Source organism: Methylotuvimicrobium sp. KM2, assembly GCF_038051925.1.
Lineage (GTDB): Bacteria > Pseudomonadota > Gammaproteobacteria > Methylococcales > Methylomonadaceae > Methylotuvimicrobium.
The window spans coordinates 954,425-970,563 of the sequence record NZ_CP150634.1 but is presented as its reverse complement, the minus strand read 5'-3'; the positions used below and the strand labels follow the sequence as shown (position 1 = coordinate 970,563).

The following is a 16,139-nucleotide window of genomic DNA, read 5'->3' as shown; positions in this document are numbered from 1 at the left end:
GTGATATTTTGCCCTCCGCTCTGATTTTCCTGATGAACTAAATTACCAGCAATTCCCAGTTTGAGCAGTTTCGCCGATTTTAGGGTGTGGGGCATGCCTGTCGAGGAACGCCGTAAACCCATCCCTGGGGGCTTGGCGGCAGCTCCCTGCTGCCGACATCCTCGCCAAGCATACCCCACACCCTTTTGGATTCCCAAATTGGGAATTGCTGCTGAATTACATTCGCTTACCTATTTTGAGTAACTTCTGCTATATTCACTCGCCAACAAGAAATGAAAGCACATTCCGAATCATCATTTTAGACGGAAAATTACAAGAACAATCAATGCTATCAGGACGAAAATATGTCAGAGTTTATTTATGTGTTAACCGTTATTTATTTTATTTTTGTGGTTAAAGAGGCCGAAGGGGAAAACATCACAGCATTTTGCCTTCGTGTCTTACCAAGCATTTGGCCGCCTATACAAGAATCGTATGCAAGTCTACGCGATCGTTTCTTTAGTTTAATCAACTTTAAACCGGCTAGCTTCGCATAAAACAGCGCATTGGGTACTTACCGAAAAATGGCTGAACCGAAAACATACCTGAATGTGCCGTATGCGCAAAAAGATGCGGCTAAAGCGCTCGGCGCAAGATGGGATCCTGCCCAAAAGAAATGGTATGTCCCAGGAAATAAAGACATATCACTTTTTGCGCAATGGCTATCACAAGACGCAGCACCCAAGTCGACTTTGGCTTCCGATGCTGGATCTGCTTCATCCAAAAGAAGCCACACAATTAATAACGCCGGCTCGGGCGTTATGACCTATGCAACGGATAAAGACTTTGTAGCCTATAGCGGTGATGAGCCGCCATGGGAATAAACTTATACTCATCGCACATGAAATTCGGCATTATACTCCCTCGCCCACATTGGGAGAGGGCAGGGGTGAGGGTTTTAAAAAACCGAAATTTGATGTGCGAACACTATACAACAACGAATAAAGCCACTCGAAGCGCGTAATCAAATTGATCGATTTTGTGCCTCTATCGATTTACTGCTAATCTTCAGGCTTTAAAAAGTAACCATGGATCCATTGTGAATAGCAGTTCCGTTCAAGCCATTGCCAAACAAAGCCGTCTTGCGGCACGTCAATTATCATCGACATCCGAGTCACTGCGTAATCTTGCGCTTTCAAAAATGGTCGACTCGCTTCAATCAGCTAAACGCCGAGTTTTGGAAGTCAATGCCGAAGAAGTCGAAAAAGCTCGGCAAGCCGGGCATTCCAATGCATTGGTCAAACGCTTGACGATCGACGATAAAGTTTTTCAATACATGATATCCAGGCTAAATGAAGTCGCTCGGAGACCGGACCCTTTGAATCGCGTACTCGAAGGCCATACCAATCCCGCCGGGCTTCAGGTATTTAAAAAATCGGTACCGCTTGGCGTCATCGGCATCATTTACGAATCACGGCCTAATGTCACCACCGATGCCGCCGGGGTCTGCATCAAAAGCGGTAATGCCGTCATCTTGCGAGGCGGGTCGGAAGCACTGCAAACTAACATGCTCCTGGCAGATGCAATGACTAAAGGCGCTGTAGCTGCCGGACTTCCGGAACATGCGATACAGATTATCCGCATGCCAGGCCATGAAGCTGTTGGAGAACTGCTCATGATGGACGACTATGTGGACGTGTTGATTCCGCGCGGCGGCAAGGACTTGATCAAACGCATCGCCGAAGGTACCCGAATTCCTGTCATCAAACATTACGACGGCATCTGTCATCTCTATATCGCGGCAGACGCGGCCCCTGCTCAAGCGGTCGATCTAACGATCAATTCGAAATGCCAAAGCGTTCAAGTCTGTAACGCACTTGAAACCTTATTGATCGACCAAAAATGCGCGGAACAAATGCTACCGCTGCTTCAGGCGGCATTTGACACAAACAATATCGAGCTACGCGGCTGCGAAAAGACACAAAAGCTCTTACCAGGCATTGCCCCAGCGACAGAAGAAGATTGGCATAGCGAATATCTGGCGCCGATACTTTCAATAAAAATCGTCAACGGCATCGATGAAGCGATTGATCATATCAATCACTATGGGTCGGGGCATACCGATGTCATAGTTACGCAAAGCCTTAACATGGCTCAAAAATTCGAGCATCAGGTTGACTCGGCCTCGGTATTGATCAATGCTTCCACAAGATTATCGGGAGGCGGCGATTACGGCTTGGGATCGGTAGTCGGCATCAGCACCGACAAACTACACGCCCGCGGGCCGGTCGGGCCGGACGAACTAACAACCTATAAGTGGGTGGCCTATGGAAATGGTCATTTGAGGAATTAACTTATACTTACACTGTATAATGGACCCCAAAAACTGAACAACTATACCCGTCGTATGGTCGGTATCGACCCAAACCAGTCGATCATCTGTCATTTCGAACGACTGATTTGTCAACTGGATCCGACATCCACAGGAAGAAGAAATAGTGGGCGCGTCCCTCTTGATTGGAAATCACACTGAGAATTTCATCTCGCCAGACTTCATGCCGATAGTCGGTATTAACTCAAGCAAAAATCATCAGGGCGCCTTAGGATTTAGTCGCAAATAACTTCATTATTTTACGGAGGGTTCGGTTGCTCGATTGGCAGGTGTCGGCGGCAGGGAAAGCCGCCGTCAAACCTACATGGAGGTATTTACCCAGCACCTAAATTATCTATGTAATCAATCATGGCAAATAGGCTATGGAATTTAGGTGCTGGGTAAATACGTCCCTATAGGCTCTATGCCAGCTCTATGCTGGCAAAGCCTTTGCCGAGCACCCCGGCGCCTCCTTAAGCACTGCCGAAATTTGAAGTGCGAAAGGTATAAGTCAAAAATTTCCGTTTTGCAATCTTAGCTAATGAGTCCTTGATACCATTTTTTTGTCGCCCAACGTTCCCGATTTTCCCTCACCTAGGGTTAGGTGAGGGAAAGCCACTGATGTTCAATATCCGTAGATTTATCAAACAGCACCGTTTTCAAGTATACGATAACCTCTGTTTAGCAAGTTTACCGATACCTGTGTATAACGGCGAGTGCTCTGCGTGGGAATGAAAAAAATTTATATATCTATCAACCAATTTACAGCCAAAAAATTGTTTTATTTGGCTATTTCGTGGGGATACCTCAGGATCGGAGCAAGTTGACAAAATGTATTCATGGATAAAAATCACATGAACCCTGAAGTTTAATCAATAAATCATCGGATGAGCCGGTGATTTTCATGTTACTCCTTTTAGAAGGAGTTTATCGACTGATTGCTAAGGGTTCTATTTAGCCATTCGGAAATAGGGATTGAGTGGCTCTTGTGGGTCGACAGACGACTGACAACCTTGCCAATCGGCAAGCCACAAAGTCAGTTCGCGCGCTTCCCCCATGCATTTCAGTTGCTGATCTATCGCATCGTGATTACCCCAGACAACATCATTTAATACACCATTTTCCACTTGGGCTTCGATGTCTTTGCAGTAAAGCCCTTTATCGCGTTGAACGAAGAACCCGTAAGTACGGCAAGCGATAGGCCGGTGGAAATAGACGCGACAAGTACCGGTCGATTGATCTAACAGCGGACAGACGATGGGTCGAGAGGCTTGTTCGACCAGCGTCGCAACCTCTCGACAAATCGTCTGAAGCGCGTCTTGAGGCAATAACGAAAGTCCGTCTCGAAGTAACGTCCATTCGGCTTCCGTCAACTGTGGGATTTCCGCCAGTCGATGACAGCAACCGTCGCACCCCGAGCGGCACAACCAATCCGGATGATCGGCACGAATCAGTTCGACGCGTTTATCGATATCGGCATGCAATTCAGTGAGTGTCATCATGGGGGATAGTTTTTTGCAAGTCAGATTGGCGCGTATTATATACACGCATCGAGTCATAACGAATGGACAATCGCCGCATAGATGCAGATACCCAAGCCTGCCGCTATCCGTAATGTCCAGGGCAGCCGTGCTGTCGCTATACGATGATTTCTGATGTTTCAACGTTATCCTGCCGCCGGGCTGCGCTTTCTCGCCAACTTTTTCCGTTGCCTGATCAAGCCTTGGGCTTTGTCTTTCGGCCGTCGTCTGTAAAGATCGATACCTTATTGGATACTCCAAGCAATCAGTTTGGTTTGAGCGGAACGCTGAATGCTGTTAGCGATTCTTAATGCCTCTTCTTGCGTCTGCGAGGAAGTCTTTTGGTATACCCATCGCAGATCAAAATTCGGCACCAGGGTGTCCGTCAAAGGACGCCGTAAACCCAGCACCTAAATTCCATAGCCTATTGGCCATGATTGATTACATAGATAATTTAGGTGCTGGGTAAATACGACCCTATAGGCTCTATGCCAGCTCCATGCTGGCAAAGCCTTTGCCGCACACCCCGGCGCCTCCTCAGGCACTGCCGACATTTGAAGTGCGAAAGGTATAACTGTTTTTTTCATGATCACGCGATAAACGTTATAGTGATTGCATTTGTTGAATAAGGAGTCAGGATGTCTAAATCCAGAAGCATTGTCGTCACAGGCGTAACACGCGGCTTAGGGCGAGCCATGGCGATCAAGTTTGCCGGCTTGGGGCACACCGTGATTGGCTGCGGACGGTCTCGAGCGGCGATAGATACCCTCAATACCGAGCTGGGCGCGCCGCATCGGTTTGATGCGCTTGACGTCACGCAAGATGCCGATGTGGCAACCTGGGCGGAATCGGTCATCAAGGACTTCGGGCCGCCTGATCTGCTGCTCAATAATGCTGCGTTGATCAACGAGGTCACACCCCTTTGGCAAATTTCAGCACAAGATTTCGATGCGCTTATCGACGTTAATATCAAAGGCGTGACCAATGTGATTCGCCATTTTGTGCCCTTCATGATCGAACAGCAATCGGGCGTTATCGTCAATTTCAGCTCGGGCTGGGGTCGAAGCACGGATGCCGGCGTTGCGCCCTATTGCGCGTCGAAATGGGCCATCGAAGGACTGACAAGATCATTGGCGCAGGAACTCCCGAAAACCATGGCTGCGATTCCTTTGAATCCCGGCATTATCGATACCGATATGCTGAAACTCTGTTTTGGTGATGAGGCCCAGCATTATCCGTCTGCAGAACGCTGGTCCGAAACGGCCGTACCGTTTCTGCTTGAGTTGAGTGCCCGCGATAACGGTACACCGCTATCCGTGCCTGGTTATTAGGCTTTAAATTGGTTTTTATTTCAGATGCATTCTTTAAACATTCCCGAACAAGCCCCTTTGGTTAATGTCACCATTGAAACGCCTCGCGGCAGTTTTTTAAAGCGGGGTTCCACTGGAAAACCGGACTTCATCTCTCCGCTGCCCTGTCCATTCAACTATGGCTCAATTCCGGCTTATATCGGTTCGGACGGCGATTTTTTGGATGCAGTCGTGCTTGGCCCGCGGCTTCCTTTAGGCGCATCGATTTCAGTTTATGCCTGGGGAGCCGTTGGAATGATCGATGGGGGCGTTTATGAAGACAAATTGATATGCGCTCAAAAACCCATCTCCGTGAAACAGCAACGGCTGATTCTTCTGTTCTTCATGATTTATGCCAAGGCCAAATATCTGCTGAATTTAATCAAGGGGCGCAAGGGACGCAACAGCTGTGAAGGGTGGCTCGATGCAGCAAGCGCACTGGCCAGAGCAATACCCTCCTCTATTCATCAGGTCAAGGATGCACTTTAGTTGGACCGGCTGTCTGCTAATTCTTGAAGGAACTCTGGCCTTCATCGCGAGTCGTAGTTGCGGAGATAGTAAAACGTCGGTGTGTTTGAAGTGTTATCACACAGATGCACCGACATTTTTATGTTTCTTTTTTTCAGCACTTCCCTCGGCTCCGATTATGAAGTTAAAATGAACTCCGAAACTTTAGTATATAAAACATAAAGAATTATTATGAATCATATATAAACCATTTTTTGCTTGCCGAAGCGCTTTGGAACTGCTAATTTGGTTCGCATATAAATCACGAGACAACCCTGTGATCCATTTATAAACCAACAGCTAAACCATGGCCAAAGTATCGGCACGCTCCTATTCCCGCTATAGCCGTGAGGCGATGACGCTTCTGGGCAAGCTCATTCGTGCTGCAAGAATAGAGCGCAAGATGACCGCACAAGAGGTTGCCGAACGCGCCGGTATCTCGCGCGGACTTTTGCAGCGCATCGAAAAAGGGGATCCCAAGTGCGAACTCGGGGCAACTTTTGAAGTTGCCGCCCTTGTCGGCGTCAAACTTTTTGATACCGAAGCGGCGACGCTCAATGGGCATATTCGCCAAACCGAAGACAAGCTCTCGCTTCTCCCGAAGTCTGTCCGGAAAAAAGTAAAAGTCGTTGATGATGACTTCTAACAAAGCCGATAAAGAAGCCTATGTCTGGATATGATTGCCTGAGGCAACCGAGCCGGTCGTCGCGGGCAAGCTTGAAGCCGACGATCAGGGCAATATTCATTTCAATTACGGCAAAAGCTATCTGGAGCGCGTCAAGGATACGCCTCCGGCTATTCCCATCTACCTGCCGGAGCTACCGCTCAAGAAGGGAGTATTGCCACTACCGGATGGGCTGAGCATGCCCGGCTGTATCCGTGATGCCGCGCCGGACGCATGGGGACGGCGCGTCATCATCAATAAAAAGCTTGGACGGAAAGGCAAAGATACGGATACCGACGCGCTTGGCGAACTGACCTATTTACTGGAATCGGGCTCTGATCGTATCGGCGATCTGGATTTCCAGCGCTCTCCAAGTGAATATACCTATCGCACATCAAATTTCGGCGCTTCAATATCTTCTCCCTCCGGGAGAAGGTTAGGATGAGGGGATAAAAAAACCGAAATTTGATGTGCGAACACTATACATCCCCCGCTCCGCAAGTAATGCCCCGCTGGAGGAATTGCTTAAATCCGCGGAACGAGTCGAGCAAGGTATTCCGCTCACGCCGGAGCTGGATCAAGCGCTATTCCATGGAAGCTCTATCGGTGGTGCACGCCCCAAGGCCTTGATCGAAGACCAAGGCACAAAATTCATCGCAAAGTTTTCATCGAGTTCCGACCTCTACAGTGTCGTAAAGGCTGAATTCATCGCCATGCGGCTGGCGGTCGCAGCCGGGGTGAAAGCCGCCACCGTAAAGCTTGTTCAAGCGACCAATAAGGACATCCTTCTGATCGAACGGTTTGATCGCGTAAAAACCGCCCATGGCTGGACGCGCAAAGCCATGGTTTCCGCTTTAACAATGTCTGGCCTAAATGACATGATGGCGCGTTACGCAAGCTATGAAACGTTCGCAGAAATCATACGGCACCGCTTCGACAACCCCAAAAAAACGCTCGAAGAGCTGTTTTCACGTCTCGTCTTTAACATCTTGTGCGGCAATACCGATGACCACGCACGCAATCACGCGGTCTTTTGGAACGGCAAAAACTCAGTCTTACACCCGCTACGATATTTGCCCGCAAAATCGTACCGGCAATGAAGCCTCACAAGCCATGCTCATTTCCGGGAACAACAATCTGAGTAAACTCAAGTCGTGCCTTGCGCCAGCGCCTCACTTCCAACTCTCGGAGAATGAAGCGAAAGACATTTTCGATAGGCAACGCGAAGCCATTGAAGCGAATTGGGACAACGTGTGCGATGAGGCCGAGCTTAGTGAGATTGATCGAAAACTATTTTGGAAACGGCAGTTTCTGAACCCTACGGTGTTTGAAGAGTAATGCTCATTCATTCGTCGGTTGTTGATGCTAAATCCTTTGACAACCGCCTGGGTAGCGACACTTGGAAATATTGCTCGCCAAACGAACCGATCATTTTGTGGCTCATATTTTTAAATACATGAGCCACAAGTCTTGTTGTATTGAATCTGTAAGCATCAAAACCATAACCCTAACTGTTCCAGTTGCGGCAAGCCGGCCTGAGAGCACAAAACGCTTGATTGATTGAATCATTGGTCCTACAAGTCGAGGACGATCGGTTGATGCCTGAGACAAAATCTTTCATCATGCAAGCTGGCGTTGACATAGGTCGTTTCACCGTGCTTTAACACGCCATGACACTCATGTATGTGGCCAAAGACGTGAATTTTCGGCCGGACGCGTTGAACGGCATCGGCCAACGCTTCGCAGCCGACATGCTCGCCGTACACCTTATCCAAAATGCCATGGGGCGGCGTATGCGTTATCAATACGTCGGTATGACTCGGAATGCCATCCCATATCTCGGCTAACCGAGGACCGCGCGGTAGATTGAACGCCCAATCGCAAAACTCCGGCTGCCATGGCGATCCCCAAAAGTTCACGCCATTGATTTCAATGCCTGCGTCTTCAAGGTAAATGGCGTTTTTGAGCAGATTAATTGCCGCGCCCTTCCCCGCTATTGCAAACGGCCAGTCATGATTTCCGGCAATCACGAGTTTGCACCGGTGCGGCAGCGTACCTAACCAATCGTCGAAACGCTTGACCTCGGCTAGGCGTCCCTCTAAACAGATATCGCCGGCGACGATCAATACATCGCCGTCCGGCACCGACACTGTTTGCTGTGCATCGTGTAGGTCTGATAGGCAAACCAGGCGTAAAGCGGGTCTATTTTGATTGTCGATCGGCGTCATTGGCGCTCCTTATGTCTTGTTGCTAGACCTATTAACCTAAAACCGATCTTCCGCAAACATTTATGAAAGGGTTTCGTCATCTCATGAAATCTAGCAGCAATTCACTGACAGAAAACGCGATTGGCGCTGGGTTCTGAGGAGGTTTCCGTTCGATGCGCAATTCATTCGTCGTCGCAACCATGACGCCCCACTGATCCGGGTATCTTTTTCGAGAACCGTTGGCAGCTTTGGCCAAGATTGACTCTTGAGCGATCAGCCAAGTCCTTTCCTTCGAAAAATGGTCTTCCATTTCGCGATCAACCGCCTCTTCTACCTGAATTACAATAAAAGCCACATCGATGACTCGATGCTCATTGAATACGACCATGATGGCATCGTAACCATAGCTCTTTTGACCTTCGCTGAGTGGATTAAAAATCCGCAAAGCAGCGCCACTTTCATAACCCAAGCTATCAGGATCGGTAGCTTCAAGACGACGAATAACATTGTGTTTGAATGATAACTGTTGCTTATACAGATTCTTTTCGTCTACGACGGGACGCTGGGTACCCCGCCCTCTCGCGGTTTGACCTTCCGGCATCGCTTCCCGGTAAATTTGCCAAGTCTTGAGGAGTTGCGGCCGTTTGATTTTTTTATGGTACAGCGCCTCAGCCAAACCGTTGAAATCGCTCTCGATCGCAACTCGATTGATTTTTTCCAACAATTCGAGAGAGTCGGCGTTAATGCCTTCCGGAATATCCAGCGGTGACTTTACGTTTGCCCATCCGCCCGTTTGCAATTCGACGGCAAAACGCCCAACCCTCAGATAGCGCCAAAGTACTGAAATCCGCACGCCCTCATTCTCGGCACGGGTCTTCAGCCAATCACTAAAACTCTTGGCCTTGTGTTCTCGCCAAACTTGCTTGTCCTGGATATCAATCAGATATTGGGCTTCTTGACGCCAGTTGAAATTGCGGAGCTTAGACATAAAACGCCAGTAAATGCATGAACATTACGAGATCATGGACGATTGAATAATGATTATTGAAAAACACTGAACATCTCATCCGGCGTGACTAACTAAAATATCAATAAAACTTTAGACAGCAAACTCGATAAATCAAAAGTAATTTTATACCTTTCGTACTTCAAATTTCGGCAGTGCCTGAGGTGACGCCGGGGTGCTCGGCCCCTCACCTAACGCTCGATGCTGGGCGAGTACGTTCTTTGACGGGCACCCCGGTGCCGAATTTTGATCTACGAGGGTTATATTCATTTTCCGTATGTCCTGTTTATTCCGAATCGCTTTCAATCATTACTAGCGGCTCGCCATCAACTTCAATTTCCAAAGTTTCGACATTCCGCAGTTTTCTTTCCATCGCGTTGGCCCGCGTGGTTTGCAAGGTTTCCAATGAATTGGACGCGGTATGCAAATGCTTCTTCACTTTTTCCAACTGATCGGCATATTTTAAAAATTCGGTTTTCACCTCGGCCAACACCTTCCACACTTCACTGCTGCGTTTTTGTACCGCCAGGGTTCTAAAGCCCATGTGCAGACTATTCAATAAGGCCGATAGCGTGGTCGGCCCGGTAATCGTGATCCGATAGGTCCGTTGCAGTTTTTCGAATAGTTCAGGGTGCCGAAGGATTTCGGCATAGAGGCTTTCCACCGGCAGGAACATGATCGCAAAATCGGTGGTATTCGGCGGGTCTATATATTTTCCGCTGATATCCTTGGCGAAACTCTCGACCGCGTTCAGTAGTTGCTTTTGCGCCAAGTTAATCTTGACCGTATCGCCTTCCTCGAAAGCGAGTAACAAAGATTGATAGCTTTCCAACGGAAACTTGGAGTCGATCGGCAACCAGACCGTCTTGTCGTCGGCCTTGCCGGGCAACTTGACGGCAAATTCGACGTTGGCTTGACTGCCTTTTTTGGTCGCGACATTGATGTCGTATTGATCCGGCGACAAAATCTGTTCGAGTATGTTGCCCAATTGATATTCGCCCAAAATGCCGCGCGTTTTGACGTTCGACAGCACTTTTTTCAGATCGCCGACGCCGACGGCCAGATTCTGCATTTCGCCCAGCCCCTTATGAACTTGCTCCAAACGGTCGCTGACATGCTTGAAGGATTCGCCCAGGCGTTTTTCCAGCGTTTCATGCAATTTCTCATCGACGGTTCTACGCATCTCGTTCAACTGCGTCGTGTTGTCGTCCCGGATCGATTTCAATTGCTTTTCGATCGTCTCTCTAATTTCGGCGATGCTGGTTTTGGCTTGTTGCGTGGATTCCTGTTGTTGTTTATGCAGGTCGGAAAAGCGTAAACGAAGCTGATCGTTGAAATCCTTGAGGCCTTCGCCGAACTTGTCTTCGAACGATTTCAAAGCCTCTTTGAGCTCTTTACGATTTTCCTTTGCGTCGTTTTGAATGCCTTCTTGAAATCCGTTCAATCGTCCGATGGTTTTCTCTCCGAAGGCATCCTGTTGTTTATTAAACTCGGAAAACCGCGTCTGTAGTTGTTCGCTTAACCGTTGGATCGAGTGTGCGGACTTTTCCTCGAACGACTTCAAACCGGCATTGAGTTCTTGACGGTTCTCTTTCGCATCGGTCTTGATGCTTTCTTCAAAAGCGTCCAATTTTTCCAGCGTTTTTTCCCTAAATTCATCTTGTTTTTTGTTCAACGAGTCGCTGGAAGCCAGAAACGACGCACTGACGCTTTGCTTGAAATCATTGGAGTTGGTGATCAGTTTTTCCGACAAGGCATTCAAGGCATCCTTGAAACCAGCCAACTGCCGATTTTGTTCACTGCCGTTTTCGACGACTCTTTTCAGCAAGGTGTCCTGAAAATCCTTGAACGATTCGCTCATTTCGCGCCGGTTTTCGGCGCTGACTTCACGCAGTTCCTTGCGTGATTCGCCCAAACCGTGTTTCAGCGATTCCTCGTTCCTTTGCAGAAGCTGTATCAATTCGAGCCGGATTTGTTCGGCGTTCGAACGCGATAAGACACTGACCTTGCGCAGCACCAAGATCAACAGCAACGTGATTAACGACAAAAATACGGCAGCCGCGCCGCTCAGTAGAAGGGGATCAAGCATGTTTTTTCCTTATTGTTATTGTTTTTTAACCACAGAGAACACAGAGTTTTTGATTCAAACTCTGTGTTCCCCTGTTTCCTCTGTGGCTTTATCAAACTTTTACCCGATTCCCATTAAAGCTTGAGTCTTTGGGCCTTATGAATCCAGGCATCAAGCGTTCAGCAGAATATTCCAGTCAATCACCTGTATATGATTTAAAGCGACTTTGAATAATTGTTTGTCATTCGTGCAAAATGTTCCACAACCACTGGTAAGCGCCGCGGCCAAATGCAAAGCATCAGGCGTTTTACGTTACTTTCAACCCGTAATGAAGTAGCTTGGTCAAACACAGCTCGCGTCAATTGAACAAACTCGCAACTTGAAAATAATGCGTCATATAGCTGCAATATATCAATCTTCTGTTGGCGAACCGCCAGCAAACGAGATTCCATTCTTGCCAACTCGGAACTAAATACTTGCTTTCCCAACAGATAACGTTTGAGCGCTTTACGATGCTCGGAATCGCCTTCAATCAAGCCGATAATCATCGATTGCTTCGCGGCTTAATCCGGCTTCTTTCGGCTCATCCGGCAGTGCCCGTAAAAATGCGGCCATTTGCTCAGCCTTATCAGTGAGTTTATCCGGCATATCGTAAATAACGGCAATCTTGGCATGACCGGCTGGAATATCGTCCGGCAGTTTCAAATGTAATTGATGATTTAGAGGTATTTCGGTTTCTATTTCATAGTAGGCTTGCATGCTTTATCCTTTGGTTGATTTGGCTCTTCCGTATTTCCCGTAGTTCTCCCCAATATCTAGTGTTCCGGAAAGAAGGTCCGGCGCCCCTGAACATCCAGCCAAATATGCTGGAACAATCGGCCCAGGTTATAGATACCGTAGCAGCGGCGCTTGATCACTTTGATCTTATTGTTCAGCCCTTCAACAAAGCCGCTGGTTTCACGCCGGATGAAATAGTTGGTGATGTGATCACGCCAGTTGCTCAAGGTAGTCACAAAGGGCGAGAAACAATCCAGTCCCAATTCCGTAATCCTGTCCAACCACTGCGTTAACGCCTGTTCGGCCTGTGCTTTGGTCAGGTCCTTTTCAAAAATACCGGTCAGGACTTCCCGTTGTACATAGACCTCTTTCAGTATCGGCGCCTGCCGGAATAACGATAATAAAACGACTTGCTGTTCTTCACCCAAGTTGTTCCAAGGCTTTCGAAAAGCCCACATGGCGCCTTTCAGTTCGCGGTGCTCGGATTCCGGTAGGGTCTGCTTCAATCGCTTCATTTCGGCTTTACGCGCTTTATCGGCGCAGTCACGATAGTGTTTGGCAACGTGGAAGCGATCGACCACCACCTGAGCCTTCGGCAGGGTTTCTAAAACCGCATTGCAATAACCTTCGTTCATGTCGATGCAGACATGACGAATGCTTTGGCATTGCTGAGACGGCAGCGTCTTTAAAAACGCCTTGACGGTCTCTTTTTTGCGATCCGGGAGCACCGCTAAGATATGCTTTTCACGCTGCGCCGTCAGTCCCGATACGATGACGACAAAATCCTTATGGCCTTTCTTCAAGGCGATTTCGTCAATGCCGAGCAACGCCAAGTGGGGTACCGCTGACCAGTCCACTTCTCGCTGAATATGACGATCCAGGATGCCTTCAATACACTCGACACCCAAATCCCGTTTCAGGCTGACGTCACTGAGCGTACTATTGATTAACTCGCGTAAAATCCAATTCTCATAGGCTTTAGTATGCGGACTTTTGGGTTCATACCACTCGCAACGTTGAGTCGTCGTCGGTCCTTTGTCACAGTAGGGGCATTGAAAGCGCTTCGGCCGGATGCGAATCCAGACCGGACGATCAAAAATAGGCAGATGCCTTAAGGTAATCGTTTTGTCATAGCCGTGAAACTTGTCGATGGTTCGTCCGCATTGACGACACACCGCCGTATCACTCGTGCTGACGACGGTGATCACCAAGCCTTTATCGGTTTGTTCGTAGCTTTCTACTCGGACATTGGGTAAATCGAGTGGTATTTGGATTTGCGGTTGATTCATCGGTAGTCAGAGAAAAGTGGTGTTTTTCCGGCATTTTATATCAGGCTCCGATTTCGGTCCTCTGGCATACTATATGTTGTGGCTACCACGGGAAATACGGAAGAGCCATAATTTTTGTACCGGGAACAGGTGTTCGATCAGCGCGGGGCGGTTTTGCCATTCCAAAGGTTTAAGCATTTGTATCCATCCAGTGTGTTTCGTTTGCCAATTCCAAAACAGTCGAAATCAATTGTTTGCTTAAATAAATATCCGATTGATCGAGCTGACGTAATAGCGACGCGATTTGGTCGATTAAACCTCGTTGCTTGGCGACGAGTAACACGCCTAAAGAGCCGATTGTTTCAATTTGATTCAGTGTTGCGATGTTGCGTCCACGTCGGTCATCAATCAATAATTTGTCTGCGCTGATTTGTTTATACAAAATCATTGCTTCCGTTTCACCCGCGTCAGCAAAGCCATCTAAAAAGACGTAATTTTGCATATCCACTTTGCGAATTTTGTCTTTTAAATAAGTGGTGAGTTGGCTTGCTTGCTTTTTATTGGGTTCAGTGGCTTCGTTATAAACGCCTTCCGGCACAACGACCTGGCCAAAAATTTGATCTAGAAGCGCTAAACGGTCACAGGTTGATAGGGCAATTAGAGCGGAACAATCGGCAACTAAAATCATAACGCATTCATACTCGCTAATTCGCCGAGTAACTCTTCTTTTGACACGTTGATAACAGGCACTTCATTTTTTTTGCATTCAGCCAGGAAATCGTAAATATCTAGTGCCGCTAATTCTGCGGCCTTGGATAGTGTCACTTTTGCATTCTTAAATAGCCATAAGGCGTAACTGAGCCGCATATCATGTTCTATTTCATTTATCGGTTGTAAGACGACAAAATCATTAGGGAGGTTTATAGCAATTTGCATGTGTTAGTCCTTAAGTTTGATGTAACTGTTGATCATATCGCGTTCCCAACGTCTTCGTTGGGAACACATACCTTAAAAGCTCTGCTTCTTGTGTTTTCCTTAAGATTAACAAAACGGAAAAGGTAACTACTCGCGCCCTATAGCTGTAGCGTTCCCTGCTAGAGCCATTTGAATCGCTATAAGCGGATTATAGCCTCGATTAGCCATGGTTTGCAGATAGCTGGATATTCGACAATAAGCATGGGCATACTCTTCGGCACGAAAGCAGCCGGAGACCTTTTGTTTGGCCTTGGCCATGCGTAGATCCTGCTCAGCACGATTATTGGTAAACGCCACATGCGGCTCTTTGGCGAATAGCAGTATGGCGGCTTCATGAAGCTTGAAGCGCTCCCACAAGTTGTGCGCATCGGATTTGGCCAGCTTGCCGCGTTTGCCACTGGGTTTCGGCGGAATAACGGGCAATTCTTTTTCGCCGCGTGTCAGGATGGCCCGGTAACGCTTTTGCAGATTGGCTCGCTCCGTTTCAGTCAGTTTCTTGTCGGCGCTTTTAGAGACGGCGATGCAGGTTTGCTGCAACAAGCGTTTCATCTGTTTGGCCCAACGATAGTCATGGGCATCCACGATAAAAGTCAGTTCGCGCAGCAAGTGTGAACCGCACAGACCATGCCCGCAGTGTTGATAGGCGAAGTACGATGACCAACAATCATGGATGATAGCGCCTCCATAGCGCGGAATGAGATTAATCGACTCGATGGCTTCCTTGCCTCGCTTTCGATGTAAAAATTTGAGTGTGATATCGCCGGCCGAATAAACGTGTATCCAATGGTTTTTCCGATCCACTCGCAGCGAGGTTTCATCCACATGGAGTGCAGGCTCGTTCAGTAGTTGTTCTACCGCTTGCGCTTCCCAGGTTTCCAAGGCCTGATGCAAGCGCAGTACGAATTTCAGCAAAGTTGCCTCGGCAATGACCACCTCCAGCATGGAGGTGACCAGCTTCTGAACGCGATTCAGCGCCACCATTTGGCACACCAGAAGATTGATCACAAAGGCTTTTAAATCATCGCCATATTGCAAAGGCCCGTGTAGATCGGCTGGAAACCGGCCTTTAACCGTGGCTTCACAGGTCGGGCATTGTTTAATCTCGGCATCGACGTGTTCAACCACTTTCTCGAACACGATATCGATCTTGGTGCGCCTTTCAACGTGAACACACGGAACGTCGGTCAAATCTTCGCCGCAGACATCACAGGCCAGAGCCTTGGACAGCGTCACGGTTTCCACGGTCCGCCTGTTGTGCGCAGCAGCCTTGTTATCGACTTTGCCTTTACCGTGACTGCCAGCCCGCCCTAAAGCCGATTCATCTTTGCCGGTTTGCGACGAAGGCTTGCTGGAATTGGTCGTATCCTTCTTCGTGGTGCGTTCCAGAAAAATGGCCAGTATCAACTCAACCACCATGAATAAACTAGTCATGATAGCCTGGCTTTCAC

The 16,139-nt window shown here is 48.2% G+C and carries 18 protein-coding genes; 8 read left to right on the top strand and 10 right to left on the bottom strand.

The annotated features are described in order from the left end of the window. Nucleotides 1-563: 563 nt before the first annotated feature. On the top strand, nt 564-863 hold the full coding sequence (locus WJM45_RS04380; protein ID WP_341327770.1) for a DUF5710 domain-containing protein: 300 nt from the start codon (nt 564-566) through the stop codon (nt 861-863). Between the two features lie 215 nt (nt 864-1,078). After that, nucleotides 1,079-2,332, top strand: a complete 1,254-nt coding sequence (locus WJM45_RS04375) for a glutamate-5-semialdehyde dehydrogenase (protein WP_341327769.1) — start codon at nt 1,079-1,081, stop codon at nt 2,330-2,332. A gap of 968 nt (nt 2,333-3,300) precedes the next feature. Here WJM45_RS04375 and WJM45_RS04370 read toward each other — a convergent pair. Continuing rightward, nucleotides 3,301-3,852, bottom strand: a complete 552-nt coding sequence (locus WJM45_RS04370) for a YkgJ family cysteine cluster protein (protein ID WP_341327768.1) — start codon at nt 3,850-3,852, stop codon at nt 3,301-3,303. A gap of 656 nt (nt 3,853-4,508) precedes the next feature. Here WJM45_RS04370 and WJM45_RS04365 point away from each other — a divergent pair. The 6 genes from WJM45_RS04365 (at nt 4,509) to WJM45_RS04340 (ending at nt 7,728) form a co-directional block, all read left to right on the top strand. Further along, nucleotides 4,509-5,201: an SDR family oxidoreductase gene (locus WJM45_RS04365; RefSeq protein ID WP_341327767.1), complete on the top strand. Its 693-nt coding sequence runs from the start codon at nt 4,509-4,511 to the stop codon at nt 5,199-5,201. Nucleotides 5,202-5,258: 57 nt separating this feature from the next. Beyond that, on the top strand, nt 5,259-5,708 hold the full coding sequence (locus WJM45_RS04360; protein ID WP_341327766.1) for an inorganic diphosphatase: 450 nt from the start codon (nt 5,259-5,261) through the stop codon (nt 5,706-5,708). Between the two features lie 325 nt (nt 5,709-6,033). Continuing rightward, a complete protein-coding gene (locus WJM45_RS04355; protein ID WP_341327765.1) occupies nt 6,034-6,372 on the top strand; it encodes a helix-turn-helix transcriptional regulator in 339 nt (112 codons plus the stop codon). A 34-nt stretch (nt 6,373-6,406) separates the two neighbouring features. After that, entirely contained in the window at nt 6,407-6,835 is a 429-nt protein-coding gene (locus tag WJM45_RS04350; protein ID WP_341327764.1) for a HipA N-terminal domain-containing protein, read from the top strand. 25 nt (nt 6,836-6,860) lie between these two features. After that, the gene (locus tag WJM45_RS04345) at nt 6,861-7,490 is read left to right on the top strand and encodes a HipA domain-containing protein (protein ID WP_341327763.1); all 630 of its coding nucleotides are present in this window, start codon (nt 6,861-6,863) and stop codon (nt 7,488-7,490) included. 13 nt (nt 7,491-7,503) lie between these two features. Then, nucleotides 7,504-7,728 carry a hypothetical protein gene (locus tag WJM45_RS04340; protein WP_341327762.1) on the top strand — a complete coding sequence of 75 codons (225 nt, stop codon included), beginning with the start codon at nt 7,504-7,506 and terminating at the stop codon, nt 7,726-7,728. A gap of 236 nt (nt 7,729-7,964) precedes the next feature. On the opposite strand, the gene WJM45_RS04335 is transcribed toward WJM45_RS04340, so the two are convergent. From WJM45_RS04335 to WJM45_RS04295, 9 genes are all read right to left on the bottom strand, one after another. Continuing rightward, on the bottom strand, nt 7,965-8,618 hold the full coding sequence (locus WJM45_RS04335; protein WP_341327761.1) for a metallophosphatase domain-containing protein: 654 nt from the start codon (nt 8,616-8,618) through the stop codon (nt 7,965-7,967). Between the two features lie 76 nt (nt 8,619-8,694). Then, nucleotides 8,695-9,585: a hypothetical protein gene (locus tag WJM45_RS04330; RefSeq protein WP_341327760.1), complete on the bottom strand. Its 891-nt coding sequence runs from the start codon at nt 9,583-9,585 to the stop codon at nt 8,695-8,697. Between the two features lie 304 nt (nt 9,586-9,889). Further along, nucleotides 9,890-11,692, bottom strand: a complete 1,803-nt coding sequence (rmuC, locus tag WJM45_RS04325; protein ID WP_341327759.1) for a DNA recombination protein RmuC — start codon at nt 11,690-11,692, stop codon at nt 9,890-9,892. A 194-nt stretch (nt 11,693-11,886) separates the two neighbouring features. Beyond that, complete coding sequence (locus WJM45_RS04320; RefSeq protein ID WP_341327758.1) at nt 11,887-12,219, bottom strand: hypothetical protein; 333 nt, start codon at nt 12,217-12,219, stop codon at nt 11,887-11,889. Then, the gene (locus WJM45_RS04315) at nt 12,200-12,430 is read right to left on the bottom strand and encodes a hypothetical protein (protein ID WP_341327757.1); all 231 of its coding nucleotides are present in this window, start codon (nt 12,428-12,430) and stop codon (nt 12,200-12,202) included. Before WJM45_RS04315 ends, WJM45_RS04320 begins: the two co-directional genes overlap by 20 nt. Before the next feature lie 56 nt (nt 12,431-12,486). Continuing rightward, the gene (locus WJM45_RS04310; RefSeq protein WP_341327756.1) at nt 12,487-13,737 is read right to left on the bottom strand and encodes an ISL3 family transposase; all 1,251 of its coding nucleotides are present in this window, start codon (nt 13,735-13,737) and stop codon (nt 12,487-12,489) included. 169 nt (nt 13,738-13,906) lie between these two features. Further along, nucleotides 13,907-14,404, bottom strand: coding sequence for a DUF3368 domain-containing protein (locus tag WJM45_RS04305; protein WP_341327755.1), 498 nt, complete (start codon nt 14,402-14,404; stop codon nt 13,907-13,909). After that, the gene (locus WJM45_RS04300) at nt 14,401-14,652 is read right to left on the bottom strand and encodes a UPF0175 family protein (RefSeq protein ID WP_341327754.1); all 252 of its coding nucleotides are present in this window, start codon (nt 14,650-14,652) and stop codon (nt 14,401-14,403) included. The genes WJM45_RS04305 and WJM45_RS04300 overlap by 4 nt, the downstream gene beginning before the upstream one ends. A 126-nt stretch (nt 14,653-14,778) precedes the next feature. Then, the gene (locus WJM45_RS04295; RefSeq protein ID WP_341327753.1) at nt 14,779-16,122 is read right to left on the bottom strand and encodes an IS66 family transposase; all 1,344 of its coding nucleotides are present in this window, start codon (nt 16,120-16,122) and stop codon (nt 14,779-14,781) included. Nucleotides 16,123-16,139: the final 17 nt, after the last annotated feature.

What these genes read in the sequence shown, in the direction of transcription:
- WJM45_RS04365 (WP_341327767.1), top strand. Translation starts at nt 4,509, where the DNA reads ATGTCTAAATCCAGAAGCATTGTCGTCACAGGCGTAACACGCGGCTTA.
- WJM45_RS04295 (WP_341327753.1), bottom strand. Translation starts at nt 16,122, where the DNA reads ATGACTAGTTTATTCATGGTGGTTGAGTTGATACTGGCCATTTTTCTG.
- WJM45_RS04380 (WP_341327770.1), top strand. Translation starts at nt 564, where the DNA reads ATGGCTGAACCGAAAACATACCTGAATGTGCCGTATGCGCAAAAAGAT.
- WJM45_RS04315 (WP_341327757.1), bottom strand. Translation starts at nt 12,430, where the DNA reads ATGCAAGCCTACTATGAAATAGAAACCGAAATACCTCTAAATCATCAA.
- WJM45_RS04340 (WP_341327762.1), top strand. Translation starts at nt 7,504, where the DNA reads ATGCTCATTTCCGGGAACAACAATCTGAGTAAACTCAAGTCGTGCCTT.
- WJM45_RS04305 (WP_341327755.1), bottom strand. Translation starts at nt 14,404, where the DNA reads ATGATTTTAGTTGCCGATTGTTCCGCTCTAATTGCCCTATCAACCTGT.
- WJM45_RS04370 (WP_341327768.1), bottom strand. Translation starts at nt 3,852, where the DNA reads ATGATGACACTCACTGAATTGCATGCCGATATCGATAAACGCGTCGAA.
- WJM45_RS04300 (WP_341327754.1), bottom strand. Translation starts at nt 14,652, where the DNA reads ATGCAAATTGCTATAAACCTCCCTAATGATTTTGTCGTCTTACAACCG.
- WJM45_RS04355 (WP_341327765.1), top strand. Translation starts at nt 6,034, where the DNA reads ATGGCCAAAGTATCGGCACGCTCCTATTCCCGCTATAGCCGTGAGGCG.
- WJM45_RS04320 (WP_341327758.1), bottom strand. Translation starts at nt 12,219, where the DNA reads ATGATTATCGGCTTGATTGAAGGCGATTCCGAGCATCGTAAAGCGCTC.
- WJM45_RS04330 (WP_341327760.1), bottom strand. Translation starts at nt 9,585, where the DNA reads ATGTCTAAGCTCCGCAATTTCAACTGGCGTCAAGAAGCCCAATATCTG.
- rmuC (WP_341327759.1), bottom strand. Translation starts at nt 11,692, where the DNA reads ATGCTTGATCCCCTTCTACTGAGCGGCGCGGCTGCCGTATTTTTGTCG.
- WJM45_RS04310 (WP_341327756.1), bottom strand. Translation starts at nt 13,737, where the DNA reads ATGAATCAACCGCAAATCCAAATACCACTCGATTTACCCAATGTCCGA.
- WJM45_RS04335 (WP_341327761.1), bottom strand. Translation starts at nt 8,618, where the DNA reads ATGACGCCGATCGACAATCAAAATAGACCCGCTTTACGCCTGGTTTGC.